This window comes from Candidatus Binatia bacterium (genome assembly GCA_029243485.1).
Lineage (GTDB): Bacteria > Desulfobacterota > Binatia > UBA12015 > UBA12015 > VGTG01.
In genome coordinates, this window is record JAQWRY010000011.1 from 32463 (window position 1) to 48641 (window position 16179).

At 65.1% G+C, this 16179-nt stretch carries 16 protein-coding genes and 1 pseudogene; 9 read left to right on the top strand and 8 right to left on the bottom strand.

Translation table 11 applies throughout. From position 1 onward, the window contains the following. The first annotated feature begins 26 nt into the window (after positions 1-26). Positions 27-1637: an ATP-binding cassette domain-containing protein gene (locus P8R42_05555; protein MDG2304112.1), complete on the top strand. Its 1611-nt coding sequence runs from the start codon at positions 27-29 to the stop codon at positions 1635-1637. 48 nt (positions 1638-1685) lie between these two features. Here the strand turns inward: P8R42_05555 and P8R42_05560 are convergent, their stop codons facing one another. Both P8R42_05560 and P8R42_05565 read right to left on the bottom strand, forming a co-directional pair. Continuing rightward, complete coding sequence (locus P8R42_05560) at positions 1686-1874, bottom strand: hypothetical protein (protein ID MDG2304113.1); 189 nt, start codon at positions 1872-1874, stop codon at positions 1686-1688. Between the two features lie 295 nt (positions 1875-2169). Then, complete coding sequence (locus tag P8R42_05565; protein MDG2304114.1) at positions 2170-3372, bottom strand: aldehyde dehydrogenase family protein; 1203 nt, start codon at positions 3370-3372, stop codon at positions 2170-2172. 78 nt (positions 3373-3450) lie between these two features. Here P8R42_05565 and P8R42_05570 point away from each other — a divergent pair, with 78 nt between their 5' ends. Beyond that, positions 3451-3915, top strand: a complete 465-nt coding sequence (locus P8R42_05570) for a pyridoxamine 5'-phosphate oxidase family protein (GenBank protein MDG2304115.1) — start codon at positions 3451-3453, stop codon at positions 3913-3915. A gap of 139 nt (positions 3916-4054) precedes the next feature. Continuing rightward, the gene (locus P8R42_05575) at positions 4055-5872 is read left to right on the top strand and encodes an NAD(P)/FAD-dependent oxidoreductase (GenBank protein ID MDG2304116.1); all 1818 of its coding nucleotides are present in this window, start codon (positions 4055-4057) and stop codon (positions 5870-5872) included. A 139-nt stretch (positions 5873-6011) separates the two neighbouring features. Here the strand turns inward: P8R42_05575 and P8R42_05580 are convergent. The 3 genes and pseudogenes from P8R42_05580 to P8R42_05590 all read right to left on the bottom strand — a co-directional run bounded on the left by P8R42_05580 (position 6012) and on the right by P8R42_05590 (position 8386). Continuing rightward, a pseudogene (locus P8R42_05580) lies at positions 6012-6515 on the bottom strand (molybdopterin-dependent oxidoreductase). 252 nt (positions 6516-6767) lie between these two features. Continuing rightward, positions 6768-7697, bottom strand: a complete 930-nt coding sequence (locus P8R42_05585; protein MDG2304117.1) for a sterol desaturase family protein — start codon at positions 7695-7697, stop codon at positions 6768-6770. Positions 7698-7822: 125 nt separating this feature from the next. Beyond that, positions 7823-8386 (bottom strand): YaeQ family protein, encoded by a 564-nt coding sequence (locus P8R42_05590; GenBank protein MDG2304118.1) that lies wholly within the window; start codon positions 8384-8386, stop codon positions 7823-7825. Between the two features lie 88 nt (positions 8387-8474). Between P8R42_05590 and P8R42_05595 the strand changes: the two genes are divergently transcribed. The 3 genes from P8R42_05595 (at position 8475) to P8R42_05605 (ending at position 10702) form a co-directional block, all read left to right on the top strand. Further along, complete coding sequence (locus tag P8R42_05595; GenBank protein MDG2304119.1) at positions 8475-8705, top strand: hypothetical protein; 231 nt, start codon at positions 8475-8477, stop codon at positions 8703-8705. Between the two features lie 512 nt (positions 8706-9217). Next, complete coding sequence (locus P8R42_05600) at positions 9218-9457, top strand: DUF3604 domain-containing protein (GenBank protein ID MDG2304120.1); 240 nt, start codon at positions 9218-9220, stop codon at positions 9455-9457. A 63-nt stretch (positions 9458-9520) separates the two neighbouring features. Continuing rightward, positions 9521-10702 (top strand): acetyl-CoA C-acyltransferase, encoded by a 1182-nt coding sequence (locus P8R42_05605; GenBank protein ID MDG2304121.1) that lies wholly within the window; start codon positions 9521-9523, stop codon positions 10700-10702. A gap of 372 nt (positions 10703-11074) precedes the next feature. Here P8R42_05605 and P8R42_05610 read toward each other — a convergent pair whose 3' ends face one another. Beyond that, positions 11075-12313 carry a sulfotransferase gene (locus P8R42_05610; protein ID MDG2304122.1) on the bottom strand — a complete coding sequence of 413 codons (1239 nt, stop codon included), beginning with the start codon at positions 12311-12313 and terminating at the stop codon, positions 11075-11077. A 164-nt stretch (positions 12314-12477) separates the two neighbouring features. Between P8R42_05610 and P8R42_05615 the strand changes: the two genes are divergently transcribed. The 3 genes from P8R42_05615 to P8R42_05625 all read left to right on the top strand — a co-directional run bounded on the left by P8R42_05615 (position 12478) and on the right by P8R42_05625 (position 14662). After that, positions 12478-13200, top strand: a complete 723-nt coding sequence (locus tag P8R42_05615) for a class I SAM-dependent methyltransferase (GenBank protein MDG2304123.1) — start codon at positions 12478-12480, stop codon at positions 13198-13200. Positions 13201-13256: 56 nt separating this feature from the next. Further along, the gene (locus P8R42_05620) at positions 13257-14246 is read left to right on the top strand and encodes a magnesium and cobalt transport protein CorA (GenBank protein MDG2304124.1); all 990 of its coding nucleotides are present in this window, start codon (positions 13257-13259) and stop codon (positions 14244-14246) included. Between the two features lie 167 nt (positions 14247-14413). Next, the gene (locus P8R42_05625; GenBank protein MDG2304125.1) at positions 14414-14662 is read left to right on the top strand and encodes a hypothetical protein; all 249 of its coding nucleotides are present in this window, start codon (positions 14414-14416) and stop codon (positions 14660-14662) included. Between the two features lie 15 nt (positions 14663-14677). On the opposite strand, the gene P8R42_05630 is transcribed toward P8R42_05625, so the two are convergent. Both P8R42_05630 and P8R42_05635 read right to left on the bottom strand, forming a co-directional pair. Continuing rightward, complete coding sequence (locus P8R42_05630; GenBank protein ID MDG2304126.1) at positions 14678-15919, bottom strand: FAD-dependent monooxygenase; 1242 nt, start codon at positions 15917-15919, stop codon at positions 14678-14680. Positions 15920-15956: 37 nt separating this feature from the next. Next, positions 15957-16127: a hypothetical protein gene (locus tag P8R42_05635; GenBank protein MDG2304127.1), complete on the bottom strand. Its 171-nt coding sequence runs from the start codon at positions 16125-16127 to the stop codon at positions 15957-15959. Positions 16128-16179: the final 52 nt, after the last annotated feature.

Genomic DNA, 16179 nt, shown 5'->3' on the forward strand with positions numbered 1-16179 from the left:
ACAGCCCCATCCTGCGAGAACCACCCATGATTTCCACCGAAAAGCTGACCCTCGACTTTGCCGGACGCATTCTCTTCGAGAACGTCGACGCCAAGTTCGTCCCCGGCAACTGCTACGGGCTCATCGGTGCCAACGGCACCGGGAAGACGACGTTCCTGCGCTGTCTCTCGGGAGAACAGCCGACGAGCTCCGGCTCCGTGACGGTGCCCAGCGGATTGCGCGTCAGCACCCTCAAACAGAACCACTTCGAGTACGACCACGTCGAAGCCCTACAAACCGTGATCATGGGCCACACCCGCCTGCACGAAATCATGACCGAGAAAGAGGCCATCTACGCGAAGGCCGACTTCAGCGATGAGGACGGCATCCGGGCCGGCGAGCTCGAAGAGGAGTTCGGTAACCTGAACGGCTGGAACGCGGAGTCCGACGCGGGCCAGCTCCTGGGTTCGCTGGGAGTCACAGAAGACCGGCACAGTCGCGTCGTCCGCGATCTCACCGACGACGAGAAGGTCCGAGTCCTCCTCGCGCAAGCGATCTTCGGCGAACCCGACATCCTCCTGCTCGACGAGCCGACGAATCACCTCGACGTCGACTCGATCCTCTGGCTCGAAGAGTTCCTCTACGGGTTCAAGAACACGGTCATCGTCGTGTCCCACGACCGCCACTTCCTCGACCGCGTCTGCACCCACGTCGCCGACATCGACTACCAGAAGATCCAGGTTTACACGGGCAACTACACCTTCTGGTACGAGACCAGCCAGATGGCGCTCAACCAGCGCCGCCAGGCCAACCGCAAGAAGGAAGACAAGATCAAGGAGCTGAGCGCGTTCATTCAGCGCTTCAGCGCGAACGCATCCAAATCCCGCCAGGCGACGTCACGCAAGTCCCTGCTCGACAAGATCACGCTCGACGAGATCAGGCCGTCCTCCCGCAAGTACCCATGGGTGGAGTTCCCGGAGCCCGAGAAGCCGCTCGGGAAGGATGTTCTCGCCGTCAGCAAAGTCGGTCTGACCCTCGATGGCGAGACCCTGTTCGACGATCTGAGCTTCACGGTCCGTCGGGGCGAGCGCATCGCCGTCACCGGAAGCGATCTCGCCGTGAGTGCCCTAATCGAAGTCATCAGCGGCGCGCGCGAGCCCGACAGCGGCGAGGTGCAATCCGGACACACAGTCAACCTCGGTTACTTCCCCAAGGACAACGCCGAGTTCTTCGACACCGACCTAAACCTCATCCAGTGGCTTCACCAGTACACCGACCAGCAGGAAGAGAACTTCGTGCGGAGCTTCCTCGGTCGTATGCTGTTCAGCGGCGACGAAGTGCAGAAGAGCGCGCGCGTGCTCTCCGGAGGAGAAAAGGTCCGCTGCATGCTGAGCCGCCTGATGCTGCAGGCCCCCAACGTTCTCGTGCTCGACGGCCCAACGAATCACCTGGACCTCGAATCGATCACCGCGCTCAACAACGGCATGCTCAAGTTCGAAGGCTCAATGATCTTCGCGAGCCACGACGTCCAGTTCGTCGGCTCCCTCGCGACGCGCGTCCTCGAACTAGACGGTGGGAACTTCTACGATCTCGACATGACGTACGAGGAGTACCTAGCAGACGCGTCCCGACTCACCCGGCGCGGCCTGGCCGCCTGAGCCGCAAGGCGGCCCAGAAGCTACGGGGCCAGCCGTCGCGCGCCTGATCTAGAGGGCGTTCAGCTGAAATGCGCCATCGGCATTTCCCGTCGTAGACTCGTACGGGATGAATGGCGGATTCAGGACCAGCACATACGTAGGCGCTCCCACCGGAATGACGATCTCGAAGGACGTATCCGTTCCCCCCGGCCCCGACGTGATCGGTCCGACATTCCCGATCGACGTGAACAGATTCACGAGCGGATTATTGAATCCTGTCCCCTCTATCGTGACTGTCGTCGATTGACCGAGAACGAGTGGAGGACCATTCCCGGCAGCGCCACAAGAGTGGCGGCGACGCCACAGAGGAGGGATACGGGAATCTGCCGAGGAGACACGCCCCGGTGAACTCCAAAATTCGTAACGGCGTGCAGGTAACGCTGGCCGCACGACGTTGGCGCCACCGAGTGGTGCCCCCGTGGCCATCGCGCCACAGAACGTAGCGACGCGACCACGTGCCCCGAGGCGGCCACGTCCCCCGAGGCGGCCGGGCCTACGTCGCCCAGCCTAAGTACTTGAGCTCGCTGTAGGCTTCGAGCCCATAGCGACCGCCGTCGCGACCGACACCGCTCTGCTTGAATCCACCGAAGGGCGCCCAGGGATTGGGCGGAGCGCCGTTGATCTGCACGGTACCCGTGCGAATGCCCTTCGCGACGCGCTGCGCGCGCTCGGCATCCGCCGTCCACACGTAACCGTAGAGCCCGAACTCGGAATCGTTGGCGATCCGGACGGCTTCGTCCCCGTCGTCGAACGGGATCGCCGCGATGACCGGACCGAAGATCTCTTGCTGCGCGACCTCCATCCGGTTGTCGACGCTGGTCAACAATGTGGGCTCGTAGAAGAAGCCTCGTTCGCAATCCGGAGGACGGCGGCCGCCGCAGTCCGCGAAGACGATGCTCGCCGACTTTCCTCCCAGCTCGAGGAGGGTGCGCTTCATGCCCCGACCGGCCACTTCCGCTATCCGGCGACCGACGTGCGTACTTCCCGTGAACGAAATCATGTCGACGTCCGGCGACGCGACGAGCGCCTCTCCGATCTCCGGAGCCCGACCCGCGACGTAGTTCACCACCCCCGGTGGCAGGCACGCGTCGAGTTCGCGCGCGAGCTCGGCCATGCCGAGGGGGTCTTGCACGGGCGGCTTCATCACGACCGTGTTGCCCATCGCGAGCGCCGGTCCGACCTTCCCTGCGCAATTCGTGGCCGGAGTGTTCGCGGGACAAATGCACACGACGACCCCCACGGGTTCCCTACTGGTCACCACGGCCGCGGTGCGAGCGCTACTACCCGCGATGGGTTCGCGCTCGAGGGGCGGCAGAACCGTCTCGTTGCTCTCCCCTGCGAGGGCCGCGTACATTCGAAGCCGTTCGGCGGCCACCCGCACCTGTACCTGATCCGCGTGCGACCGAGTCGAACCGGTCTCCGCCATGGCAAGACGGATGAGTTCGGGCGCGCGTTTCTCGATGCGATCGGCCGCGCGCAGCAGGCAGGCACCGCGCTCCGCCCCCGACAGGGCCGGCCAAGGCCCAAACTCAAACGCCTCACGGGCCGCCCGACAGGCTGCCTGTACTTGGGCCGGCGGCGCCTCGGGCGCCGCCCCGATCGCCTCTTCGGTCGACGGATCGACGATCTCGTACGTCCCACCCTCGGCGGGCGACCACTGCCCGCCGATCAACACCTCTCTCAGGATCCACTCCATGGCCCACGACACTCCTCGCCACTGGTAGTGCCCCGCCGAGGTGTTGCGTTGCAAATCGGATCGCAATACCGGGAGCCCATGCGCGTTCGAATGAAACCCGACGAGGCCTTCGCGTTTCTCGCAGCGTCCCACACCGGAATCCTGACGACCCTGCGACGCGACGGCACCCCGATCGCGTTGCCCGTATGGTTCGCTGCGAAAGACCTGCGGATTTACGTCGCAACTCCCGCGAAAACCAAGAAGGTTCTTCGCATTCGCAACGACGACCGCGTCTCCTTCCTCACCGAGAGCGGTGAGAGGTGGGCCGAACTGAAGGCGGTCCACGTGACGGGCCGGGCACGACTCGTGGAGGACCCCGCCCTCATCGATGCGGTGGGCGGCCTGCTCGACGAGAAGTACGCCGCTTTCCGAACCACCCGTAGGTCGATGCCCAAAACCGCGCAGCGCCACTACTCCGGCGGGAGGGCGGTCATCGAGATCCTGCCGGACGAGCGCGTCCTGTCCTGGGACAACGCGAAGCTGAAGCTCGAACCCACGGCCTGAGCTCGAATCCCGCAACGAAAGAACCGCCCAGACCTGGATCCCAGGGCCCGCGACCGCCGCATCGAGGCCGTCGTTGCACTGCGCTTCAGGAACCGTTTGGCTTAACTCCAAACTCGCCTCGAAGCGGGGGAGGACGACCATGAGCCAGGAAGATCCGCAGACCGAGTCCCCAGAAAAAGAACTCGCCTTCAATCCCGATGCCCTTCGGCAGCGCTACCGCGACGAGCGCGACCGCCGTCTCCGCGCCGACGGGAACGAGCAGTACGTCGAGGTCAAAGGTCAGTTCGAGCACTATCTCGACGATCCCTACGCCGCACCGGTGGAGCGGGCCCCTCTCCACGACGAAGTCGAGGTGCTCATCATCGGCGGCGGGTTCGGCGGCCTTCTCGCCGGCACGCGCTTGCGACAGGCCGGCGTCGAGAGCCTTCGCATCATCGACCCCGCCAGCGACTTCGGCGGCACGTGGTACTGGAATCGTTACCCCGGCATCGCCTGCGACATCGAGTCCTACACGTACTTGCCGCTTCTCGAAGAAGTCGGCTACGTCCCCAAGGAGAAGTACTCCTTCGGCAAGGAGATCCTCGAGCACAGCCAGGCGATCGCCCGGAAGTTCGACCTCTACCGCGATGCTTGCTTCCAGACGCGGGTAGACGAGATCCGGTGGGAGGACGACGAAGCACGCTGGACGATCACGACGAACCGCGGTGACCGCATGAAGGCCCGCCACGTGTGCCTTGCAACCGGCCCCCTCAACCGACCGAAGCTGCCCGGCATCGTCGGCATCGAGAAGTTCGCCGGCCACTCGTTCCACGCCAGCCGTTGGGACTACGAGTACACCGGTGGCTCCTCCGAAGGCGGCCTCACGGGGCTGCGCGGCAAGCGCGTCGCCATCATCGGAACCGGAGCCACGTCGGTCCAGGTCGTGCCGCACCTCGCCGAGTTCGCCGATCAGCTCTACGTCGTCCAGCGCACGCCGTCGTCCATCGACGTGAAAGACAACCCACCGACCGACCCCGAGTGGGAGAAATCCCTGAAACCGGGCTGGCATCAGCACCGAATGGACAACTTCAACAATCTGGTTTCCGGCGTCCCCCAAGAAGAGGACCTGGTGAACGACGGCTGGACGGACCTCATCGGCAACCTGCTCGTCCGCATGCGCGAGGGCCGGGCCAACGACTTCTCTCCTGCGGGGATCGCGAAGGCCGTCGAACTCGCCGACTTCGAGAAGATGGAGGACATCCGCGCGCGCGTCGAAGCGATCATCCAGGATCCGGCGACCGCGGAGTCTCTGAAGCCGTACTACCGCCAATTCTGCAAGCGCCCATGCTTCCACAACGAGTACCTCGGCGCTTTCAACCGCCCGAACGTGAAGCTGGTCGACACCCAGGGCAACGGGGTCGAGCGCGTCACGGAGAAGGGCCTCGTCGTGGACGGCCAGGAGTACGAGGTCGACTGCATCATCTACGCGAGCGGCTTCGAGGTGGGGACCGACTACTCACGGCGCGCCGGGATGCAGCTCTACGGCCGCGGCGGGGAGAGCCTGCAGGAGAAGTGGTCGGACGGCATTCGCACCCTCCACGGAATGCACGTTCACGGTTTCCCGAACTGCTACATCATGAGCAACTCCCAGGCCGGCTTCACCGCGAGCTACCCACACCTGCTGAACGAGCAGGCGAAGCACATCGCCTACATCATCGAAGCGGTCGAGAAGAAGGGCGCTAAGAAGGTCGAGGCGTCGCCGGAGGGCGAGACCGAATGGGTCGAGACCTGCATCCGCAAGGCGCGCGACACCGGCGACTTCCTCGAGAACTGCACGCCCGGATACTACAACAACGAAGGCAAGCCGACGGAGCGAAGCGCGCAGGACGGCTTCTACGGTGGAGGCTCCGTCGAGTTCTTCCGGGTGCTCGAGACGTGGCGCGAAGACGGGGAACTCACGGGCCTGGATCTCGAGTAGACCGCCTTCCGCTCAGACCCCCGACACGCGCGCCGGTACGGTCTTGTGCCACGGCGGGCCGGCCGCGCTTCATGGCCACCCGCGCACGACCGCCGATCGTGAGGACGAGCACCTCCGCACCCTGCGGATGGATCAAGCGCGCCACCTCGAAGTGGTCGAAGTCGCCGCGAACGATCCCGCCGAACACCTTACTGTTGACCCAGAACTCCCCCGTCTTCTCCTGCGCCAGCGCGTTCGACCGACAAACGCTGCCCAGAGCAGCCAGGGACGAGCGCGAGTACGCCCCAGGGAGGTGGTTCCCCTGCCCTCCGCCTCCCTAATAGAAAATCCTGTCGCCGCCGTGTTCGTCGCGAATGGCGGCAAACTTCTGGGTGACCTCCTCGATGGCGGCTTCCCAGCTGATCTCTTCGAAACTGCTGTCGGGCTTACGATGCAGCGGCGGCGTGATGCGGTCGCGACCGTTTTGGTAGAAGTCGAGCCAGCCGGCCTTCTCGCACGCATAGCCCTTCGAGAGCGGGCGCTTCTTGTCTCCACGGATCCGTTTGAAGCTCCGCCCGTCGTCACCGCCGAACTCCACTTCGGTTCCGCAATTGCACTCACAGAGGATGCAGCCGGTCGTTTTCCATTCGGGATCTGCCGATATGCGGTCGAACAAACCACGATGGGGCCCCCGCAGCCAAGTTTCACCCGAAACCCGTGTCCAGACATCGCGTTTCAGCGGCGGCGAAAGTGTGCGGCACGGGACGAGTCGTTCCCGAGGGCATCAACGTGAGCCACGCGACCATGCGGAATACCGCCGGCGTGGGCGATAACGATTTCATGCACCACAAGGTCGAACGCACGGCAGCAGCTGGTGCCAAGGCTTCCGACAAAACTGAGGGCCGACGGCTCCCGACTACTCGGGCGAGCCCTGCTTGATCTTCTCCCAACGGAACGGCGAAGCGAGTTGTGCCGCCCAGGTCATGGGAAAGTCGGGAAGGTCGGCGATCCCGATGTCTCTCGGCGGGAGCCGATCCTCCGGCAGGAAGCGCGTGCCGAAGACGGCATCCCAGATGCTGACGGTCTGGCCGTAGTTGTGATTCGCCTCGAAGACGGTCTTCGAGTGATGCCAACGATGAAGCTCGGCCATGCTGAAGAACCAATTCAGCGCACCCAAGCGCAACTGGATGTTCGCGTGTTGGAAGATGCCGTGCACGCCGGTGACCAACGTGAACAAGCCGAGCACGAACTCCGGACACCCGAGTAGAACGAGAAGCCCATAGGACGGCACGAACGTGAGGAGCGTGTCTAACGGATGGAAGCGTCCCGCGTTGAGCCAGTAGAGGCGGGGCGCGCTGTGATGCGTTGCATGGAACCGCCACAGGCCGTCCCATTCGTGCTCCAGGCGATGCAGCCAGTAGCCAGGGATCTCGCCGATCACGAGAGCGAGGACGATCTGGAACACCAGCGGCCACGCTTCGGGCCAGACGGTCGCTCCGATCGTTCGCGAGAGAAACCCACCGAGTGCGACCCCCGCACCGATCACGATCGGCGAGGCGAGACCGACCCCGATGGTGATCGTGAGGGTATGCGCGGTGTCGACGCCGACATCCGCCCGCGGAATGTTCCAGCTTCGGTGATACGGGTGGATGTGTTCGGCGATCGCTACACAGACGACGGCGGCGACCTGACACAGCGGCACGGCGATCGCCGGAGCCATTCCACCGTTCACGAGTGCAACGGCACTCAGCACGGCACCACCCATGACGGTGGGAAAGATCCCCCACTGGAACCAGGCAGGCGCCGTCGGGTTCGGCTTCTCGGACTGGGGTTCGCTCTCGCTCATCGTCGGCCCTTTCGCACGGCACTCTACGGGACCACCGAGGGGACGACCAGCCGAGAAGAAGCGAGGGTCAGCCCTGGGATCCCTCGCCCGCCGCTTACCGCTCGCGGCAGCAGCGACGACCCGCGCTAGCCCGGGCCCGAGAGCGTCGCGAGCCTGTGCCGCTCGACCACGCCCTCCAGCGGCTCGGATGCGTCGTCGACGGTGACCATCAAGCCCCCGTCCGCGTAGACGACGACCCACTGACTTTTGCGCGTCGTGAGTTCGGCGAGCTTCGAGACTAAGTCGCCGGGGAGGCGCCAGACCTCCACCTCGTCCGCTCGGTGGATTGCGCGCTTCCCCGCCTCTTTCTGCAGGGGCCACAGATCCTTGTGCGTGACGATCGTCATCTTGTTCGCGGCCTTGCTCGCGCGGTGCATCCGGTCGGCGGACGGATGCCCCACATCGATCCAGTGCACGATGCGACCGTCGAGCTCCTTGTGCCACAACGCGGGTTCTTCGGCGTTCGACAACCCTCGGCCGAACTCGAGATCGGGTCCGTACAAGAGACAATAGGCGAGAACTCGCGTGACGAGCCGCGGCATGTCCTCCGAGGGGTGTTGCGCCACACGAAGCGACACGCTCTCAAAGACGTTCCGGTCGATGTCGGAGAGCTCGACTTGCAGGGTGTAGATCGTCGCGGTTTGCGCCATCCGGCCACCATGCTCTCAATCCAGCGGCCTGGCGAACGGCGAGGCGCGAGTGGATGCGCTCTCGGCAGCCCTCCACTACTCTTCGTCCATGAAGAAATCGCCCAACATCGCGGTCGCATTCCTGGTGAGCTTCTTCGCGAAGCTGCGATTCCCGGTTCTGTTCGTGGTGACGGCCGCGGCGTTCCTCATCGATCTCGTCGTGCCAGACCTGGTCCCGTTCGCGGACGAAATCGTCCTGGGGCTGATGACGGCTCTGCTCGGCGCACTTCGCAAGCGGCGCGAGCCGGACGATGGCGCGCTCGAGAAGCAGGACACCTGACCGGACCGCACGGCCAAGGACCACGACCGAAGATGCCCGCGCGGGATCGCGTTATCTTCAGCGACGATGATCTCGACCGTCGCAGGCCCTCTCCGCGTCGCTCTCCTCGGGATCCTGGTCACCGCCCACGCAGTCCCTGCCGCGAGCAATCTTCCCACGAACGCTTACTTCGGCAAGACGCACATGCACTCGGAGTACTCGCTCGACGCTGACGGCAGGCGCTCCCGGACACGATCAGAAATTGCTCGATGAGCTTCGCAGCCTCGACTCGTTCGAGGAACGGGAGAAGGGGTTTCTCAAGTACGTCCACAGGAACGCCCGCGGCCCCGGCGGCACCGACAATCACAGCGGGCTCGCCTCGAACGTCGCCGAAGACAACTTCATCGTCGGCAGTCACGGTGCGGCCGCCAGCACGGCCGAACGACGCCGCACCGGTGACGTCGGCGGCTGGATCAAAGGGAAGGACCGGAGCCTTGACCGGCGCCTGGGCGATCCGCGACGCGAACAGCGGCATGCTCGATCGCACCCAGATCATCAAGGGCTGGGTCGACGCCGAGGGAAAGATGCAGGAGAAGATCTTCGACGTGGCCTGGTCGGGCGGGCGGGCGGCAAGCCCGCGCCGGGCGGCAAGCTGTCGCCCGTCGGAAACACGGTGGACGCAAAGACGGCGACCGTTTCCGGCGCGATTCGGCCACTGGGCGGGCCCCGGACCCGCTCGCTCACCCTCTCAAGCGAAACCCGGTTCTCGATGATACGGATAGAGGGATCGCCGGATTCCAGCGGCGGCGTCGACACCGAAACAAGGAGATTCCAGCATGCGTGAAGCAGTCATCGTTTCGACCGCACGGACCGGGCTCGCGAAGTCCCACCGCGGCGGATTCAACAACACGGGCGGAGCCGCCATGGCCGGCCATGCCATCAAGCACTCGATCGAGCGCGCCGGTGTCGATCCCGCGGAAGTCGAAGAGGTCGTGCTTGGCTGCGGCACCCCGCAGGGGACCACGGGCAACAACATCGGCCGTGTTGCGGCACTGAAGGCCGGCTGTCCGATCACCACAAGCGGTGTCACCGTTAGTCGTCACTGCTCCTCGGGCCTGAACGCGATTGCGACCGCCGCCGGCCGGATCATCGTCGACGGTGCACCGATCGTCGTCGGCGCGGGCGTCGAGTCGATCACGCACAGCATGACCGGCCAGGGTTTCACCCTGCAGGTCGACAAGCCGCTGGCTGAGCAATACCCCGGCCTCTGGATGCCGATGATCGAAACCGCCGACATCGTCGCCGAGCGCTACAACGTCAGCCGCGAAGCGCAGGACGAGTACTCGCTTGAGAGCCAACGGCGCACCGCAGCCGCCCAGGAAGCGAATCTCTACGCCGACGAGATCGTTTCGATGGCGACGACCATGATCGTGAAAAACAAGGAAACCGGCGAGACCTCGACGGTCGACTACACGGTAGACAAGGACGAGTGTAACCGCCCGAGCACGACGCTCGAAGGCCTATCCGGTCTGAAGCCGATCCGCGGCGAAGATCACTTCATCACCGCCGGGAACGCGTCGCAGCTTTCCGACGGCGCAGCGTCCGTCGTGATGATGGAAGCCGGCGAGGCCAGCAAACGGAACCTCGAGCCGCTCGGCGCTTTCCGCGGCTTCGCCGCCGCCGGTTGCAAACCCGACGAAATGGGCATCGGCCCGGTCTACGCCGTCCCCCGCCTCCTCGAGCGCGCGGGCCTCAAGGTCGACGACATCGACCTCTGGGAACTCAATGAGGCGTTCGCGAGTCAGTGCCTCTACTCGCGGGACACGCTAGGCATCGACCCCGAGAAGTACAACGTGAACGGCGGCTCGATCTCGGTCGGCCACCCCTTCGGGATGACGGGCGCGCGCTGCGTCGGTCACCTTCTGCTCGAGGGCAAGCGCCGCAAGGCCAAGTGGGGCGTGGTCACAATGTGCATCGGCGGCGGCCAGGGCGCAGCCGGGCTCTTCGAGATCTTCTAGTCTCGGCTCACACCACCGCTCGAAAGGGGCGCGGCGCGTACGAGAGCGCCGCGCCCTTTTTCGTTCGGGCCCCGTACCTCCCGCGGGAGGCCTGGGCGATTCAGCTGCCGATCCTCGATGCGGCGGGGCGGCTCGCCGACCGGTTCAGCCGCCGACGGATCTGTCTTGCGGACATCGGTCGCGCCGTCGTATCGAGCCTCGCGACTGCCTGCGCGTGGGACGCCCCCTCTCTTCCCCTCGGCGAGGGAACCCACGAGATGATCGATCTGATTCGCTCTCGGGTCCCACCTCCCGGCGGCGCCCTGCTGGGCTACATCCGCTCGTTCCCGAGCGACACCCCGCACGCCCCGACCCCGCAGCTCGTGCCTTGCGCTAGGCCTCCGACGCCACGCCGTAGTGCGCGACGTACTCCGCGTACGTGCTTCGGACCTGCTCCTCGTCGAGACCGTATTCGCCGAGGCTGTACTCATGCTTGCCGAACTTGCCATGCGGCTTGTCTCGTAGATACCCACGCACCGCGTCCTCGTGCCCGCCGGGCCAATCGAGCCCCGCGCCTTCGTAGATCTTGCGGAGCGCGACGGCTGGATCGCCGATCAGGTCGAGATAGTGACTATCTACGAACTGCCCATCGGGCAGCGTCCCGTCGATACGCAGAGAGCGAACGTGGTTCAGCATGAACGAGAACCCGTGCAGCCCGATCTGTCCCTCGGCGATACGGTCGACCACGTCGGAACGAAGCCAGTGGATCAGCCCCGTCGTACTCGCGGCGGAACCGACGAACTTGATCGGATCGCGGTGCGTGTGAACGATGACGGCATCGGGATACTCGTCCATCAGGGCTTCCATCGTCGCGAGGTGGCCGGGTGACTTGAGCAGCCATCGTCTGGGATTCGATCCGTGTTGAAGCGTCTGGAGAAAGCGACGGTGCTCGCGGTAGGTTCGCGCCCCGAGGTCCGGTTGCGTGCCGGCCCACGCATCAAACGACGGCGTCGCGTAGTGCATCGCCCAGTAGACAGAGCCGAAGTCGAGAGCCATGAAGTGCACACATTCGCAGGGAAGATCACTGCGCAGCTCGTGCAGGGTCATCAGCTCCGGCTGGATGTCGGCCCAGAGCTCCTGCTCGGCCTCGGCCATCTCCATCGCAGCGCCGGCATCCGTAGCGGCGCCGTGCGGGAGCGGGTGATGGGCCTCCCACGCAATCGGCGCGCGGAGATTCGAATCGAGGGCCAGCAACTCGAGCAGAATCGACGTACCCGTCCGCGGGGCACCGAGGATGAAGACCGGGCGCTCGATCGGCTCGTCGAGGATTTCGGGTTTCTCGGCCCATAACGCGCGCAGTCGCAAACGCGTCTGCAGCACCCGGAGCGCCTCGGCACGACAGAGGAGCCGACCGACGAGGTTGAGGTTCGACTCGCGGTCGACCGATTCGATCCGCCGACGAAACGTCTCCTCGAAGAGCGCATCACCGACATCGTACAGCCCGGTGGCCTCCCGCGCCGACGCCAGCAACTCCTCGGGCAGAAGGGGAATGACGTGGGCGGCACCGCCGACGGCCGGGCCGAACTGATTCAAACGTCGGACCCAATCCGGGCGCTCTAGGTAAGGTTTCATCAACTGGACTCCTCTGCGAGGCACCATACTTCGCAGGGCGGCTCCCCACCATGACTCTCGCAACGCTGGAACGTTCTCGGCCTCTGGTCTAGACCGAGACGAGAGGACAGGCCGATTGTGGCACCCAGATGATCCTCTGCGCCCCCAAGACAGGAGCTTGATCGATGCAGTTCTGGCGCTTCCTCATCCCCCCAGCCCTCGGCTTCACCCTGCGCAACGGCGGCCACATGCTCTACGACAGGGTCACCGGGGCCCCTCCTATCCCGTTGCGCGTACGGGACTACCTCGCGGAACACGCCGCTTCGGGAGACCCCGCCGACGTCCTGCGGTTGATGGACCGATTCGCACGCGAAGAGCGCTTCCTCATGAACGTAGGTCCGGACAAGGGGCCACTCGTTCGCGAAGTGCTGGACAAGCTTCCCGAGCAGGCGAGAATTCTCGAGCTCGGCGCGTTCTGTGGGTACTCGTCGATCCTCCTCGCCGTGACGCTCGGACCCGCAGGACGGATCGTCTCGGTAGAGAAGTCACGCAGCGCGACCGAAGCAACGCGCGCGAACATCGAGCTCGCCGGGCTCTCCGATCGGATCGAGGTGATCCACGGCGCTTCGACCGAGCAGATCCCGACGCTCCAGGGGCCCTTCCACCTCGTGTTCCTCGACCACTGGAAAGACCTGTACCGCGGCGATCTCGAGTTGCTCGAGAAATCCGGCCAACTGCGCCCCGGCAGCATCGTGGTGGCCGATAACGTCGGCGAGGTCTTCGGCGCCGCCGACTACCTAGAGTACGTTCGGAACTGCGGGCGCTACGATTCCGAGAACCGCCCCGCGACGATCGAGTACACACAGATCCCGGATGCGGTCGAAATCTCGGTCTACCGCGGCCCGTAGGCGCCCCCAGCGAAATGATGGCTCCGAGAGGCCAAGCTATGGTAGGCGTCCCCGCTGTGGCGCCAATCACAGAGTGCGCGTTCTACGTCGATGGGCAGTGGGTCGAGGACGCGGGGGTCGAGCAGCTCGAATCCGTTCTTCTGAACGACGTTCGCTCGGCCAACGACTTCGTCTGGGTATCGGTCGATCAGCCGGACCACGAGAGCCTCGAATCCCTCCAACGAAATCTGCACCTCCACGAGTTGGAGGTCGAAGACATGGAGTCCGCCCACCAGCGGCCGAAGCTCGAGGAGTACGATCACAGCCTGCTCCTCGTCCTCCGCACCGGCGGGTGGAATGCGTCCGCGGCGGAGGTGGAGCTCGGAGAGACCCACATCGCGGTCGGGCCGCAGCACGTGCTCACCGTGCACCACGGCTCCAGTCCCGCCGGCTCGACGTTCCGCGCGCGATGCCAACACGTCCCCAGCCACCCCGAGCGCGGGCCGATGTACGCGCTTCACGTGGTCTTCGACACAGTCGTCGACGAGTGGGTCCCGGTGATCGATGCACTCGAGGAACTGGTCGAGGCACTCGAAGAACGACTGCTCGCCGACGAAGTCGATCAGGAGCTCATCCGGGAGGTCTACGCCGCACGCGCGTCGGTCGCGTCGGCCCGTCGCGCCGTCGCGCCCCTCATCGAGATCACCAACCGACTGACCCTCGCGCGCGGCGAGCTCGTGCCCGCTACGCTGCGACCGTACTTCCGCGACGTCCATGACCACGTGCTAAGGCTGAACGACCGACTCGACGATCTCCGCGAACTTACGGGCGCCGCCGTCCAAACCCACGTAGCTCTCGTTTCCCTCCGCCAGAACGACATTACGAAGAAGCTCGCCTCCTGGGCCGCGATCATCGCCGTGCCGACGATGGTCGCCGGTATTTACGGAATGAACTTCGACCACCTACCCGGGCTCAATTCGGCGGCTGTCCTGGCCGCTGTGTCCACGGTGACACTCAGCTTGTGCGCGGGGCTCTTCGCGCGATTCCGACACGTCGGCTGGTTGTGACCGACCGGCCCCGACACCCCGGGCTGCGTAGCCCGAAGGATCCGACATGACCTCGATCGCGTGCTCTCCCGTCTGACCGCACGCGCATTACGTCGTTTCACCGAGATCGAAGTTCATGACTACGCAAAATCTTCTGCACCTCTCGGGCGAGTAAGGCGTCGTGGAACTTGCCGCTCGGAGGCATCCTCGTCCTCGGAGTACAGCGGTCGAACGGGCAATACTTCGGCGCGCCGAGTGAAAACACCAGTGTCCTCCCGGGAGACGTGTTCATCCTCTACGGCCGCGCTGCTCGGCTCTCGAAGATCGACGTTCGCCGTGCCGACGACGCCGGGCTCTGTGTCCGCCTGGAAGGGGCCCGCGAACAGCGCGAATCGCTCGCCGAAGGGACGCGCCTCGACGCACTGACGCCCGCGTAAACGTCTCCGAGTCCGCTACGTCGGGACCGCGAACACACTCTCCCGAAACGAGTCCTCGAAGTATTTCGCCTCCACGGCTTCCGGCCCCACCATCACCGAGATCAGAGGCATCATGCACAACGGGTCGTCGCGGATGCGCTCGATCGCGCACCGCCGTCGTTCCAGATCCTCGAGCCCGAAACGAGCGTTCAAGGCCGTTGCGAACAGCGCAGCAGCCCGCAGTCGACGCATCCGTTCGCGACGCTCCTCCGCGTACGGTGCGAAAACCTCAGAGCGCCAGTCGTGATCCTCGAGCAGAAGTTCCCCGAGAATCCTCGCATCGCGCATCGTGACCGAGACACCCTGACCGTTGATCGGGTCGTTGTAACCGGCGGCGTCTCCCATGAGCACCGCGCCCGGCACGTACGGCGGGCCCTCGAGCCACGAGTCGCTGCTCGGATACGAGCGACACGGGCCGATCGGGTGCGCCCCCGCGATCGCACCGCTGAGGGGCACGCACGGCATGTCGAACGCCGCGAGCATCCGCTCGGCTCCACCCTCTCCTCCGAAGCGTCCGCGCTCGGCCGCGTCGTAGTCTGCGTAGAGCCGGATCTTGCCACCGCCCTGGGGGAAGATGAGATAGTTGATGTCGCCGACCTTGCCACCCGCCTGCAAATCATCGGGCCAGCCGTTCGCGCCGTCGATCAACAGGCCGGCGATCAGATGATCGACCGGATCTTCCACCAATTCGAGTCCGAGTTGCCGACGTACCGTCGAGGACCTCCCGTCCGCGCCGACGATGAGGCGGCACGAGACTTCGCGATCCTCACTCTCGTGGGTGAAACGGACGCGTGGCTGCTCGCCAGCCGTGACCTGGACCGCCGTCACTCCCCGCAGAAACTCGGCGCCCGCTTCGACCGCCTGTTCTAGTGCCTCGTTTTGCAGCGTGACATGTTCGAGGCAGAGTGGTCCCGGAATGCCGGGCACGAGCGCTCCGATCGGCAGCGGGTTTTCGGCCGCCATCTCGGGAGGCACCATCTCGTCGAAGGCAATGTGCCGCGCGAGGTGATGGCCCCCCGCAGCCACGAACCGATCGTAGAGGCCCACGCGCTTCACCTCGGCCACTCCCCACGGGGCGATCCACTCGCCGCGGACCCGATCGACGAACTCGGTCTCGCGCTCCACGATCAAGACTTCGAGACCGGCGCGCGCGAGCACGCCTCCGAGGGCCGTCCCCCCCACACCACCACCGACGATCACCAGGTCATAGGCCTGCATGCTTCGACTCCCCCATGCCCCGGAATCCGCGGCCAGCCTATTGTAGCGTGACGAGGGCTCGCATCACACCGGTTCCGGCCGAAAGGAAGCCGAGAGCCCTCCCCGCGACGGTCCCGGTTCGGGTGCGGCCGTCGCGCATCGCGTGCGCAGGAGTGGAAGACGTGACGGGAAGCTCACCGGGCGAGAAGCCGCGCGTCGGAGTCGTCATGGAGCACTGCTCTTCGCAACGCCCAGGCCAGGCCCGTCCGCTCAGAAAGTCA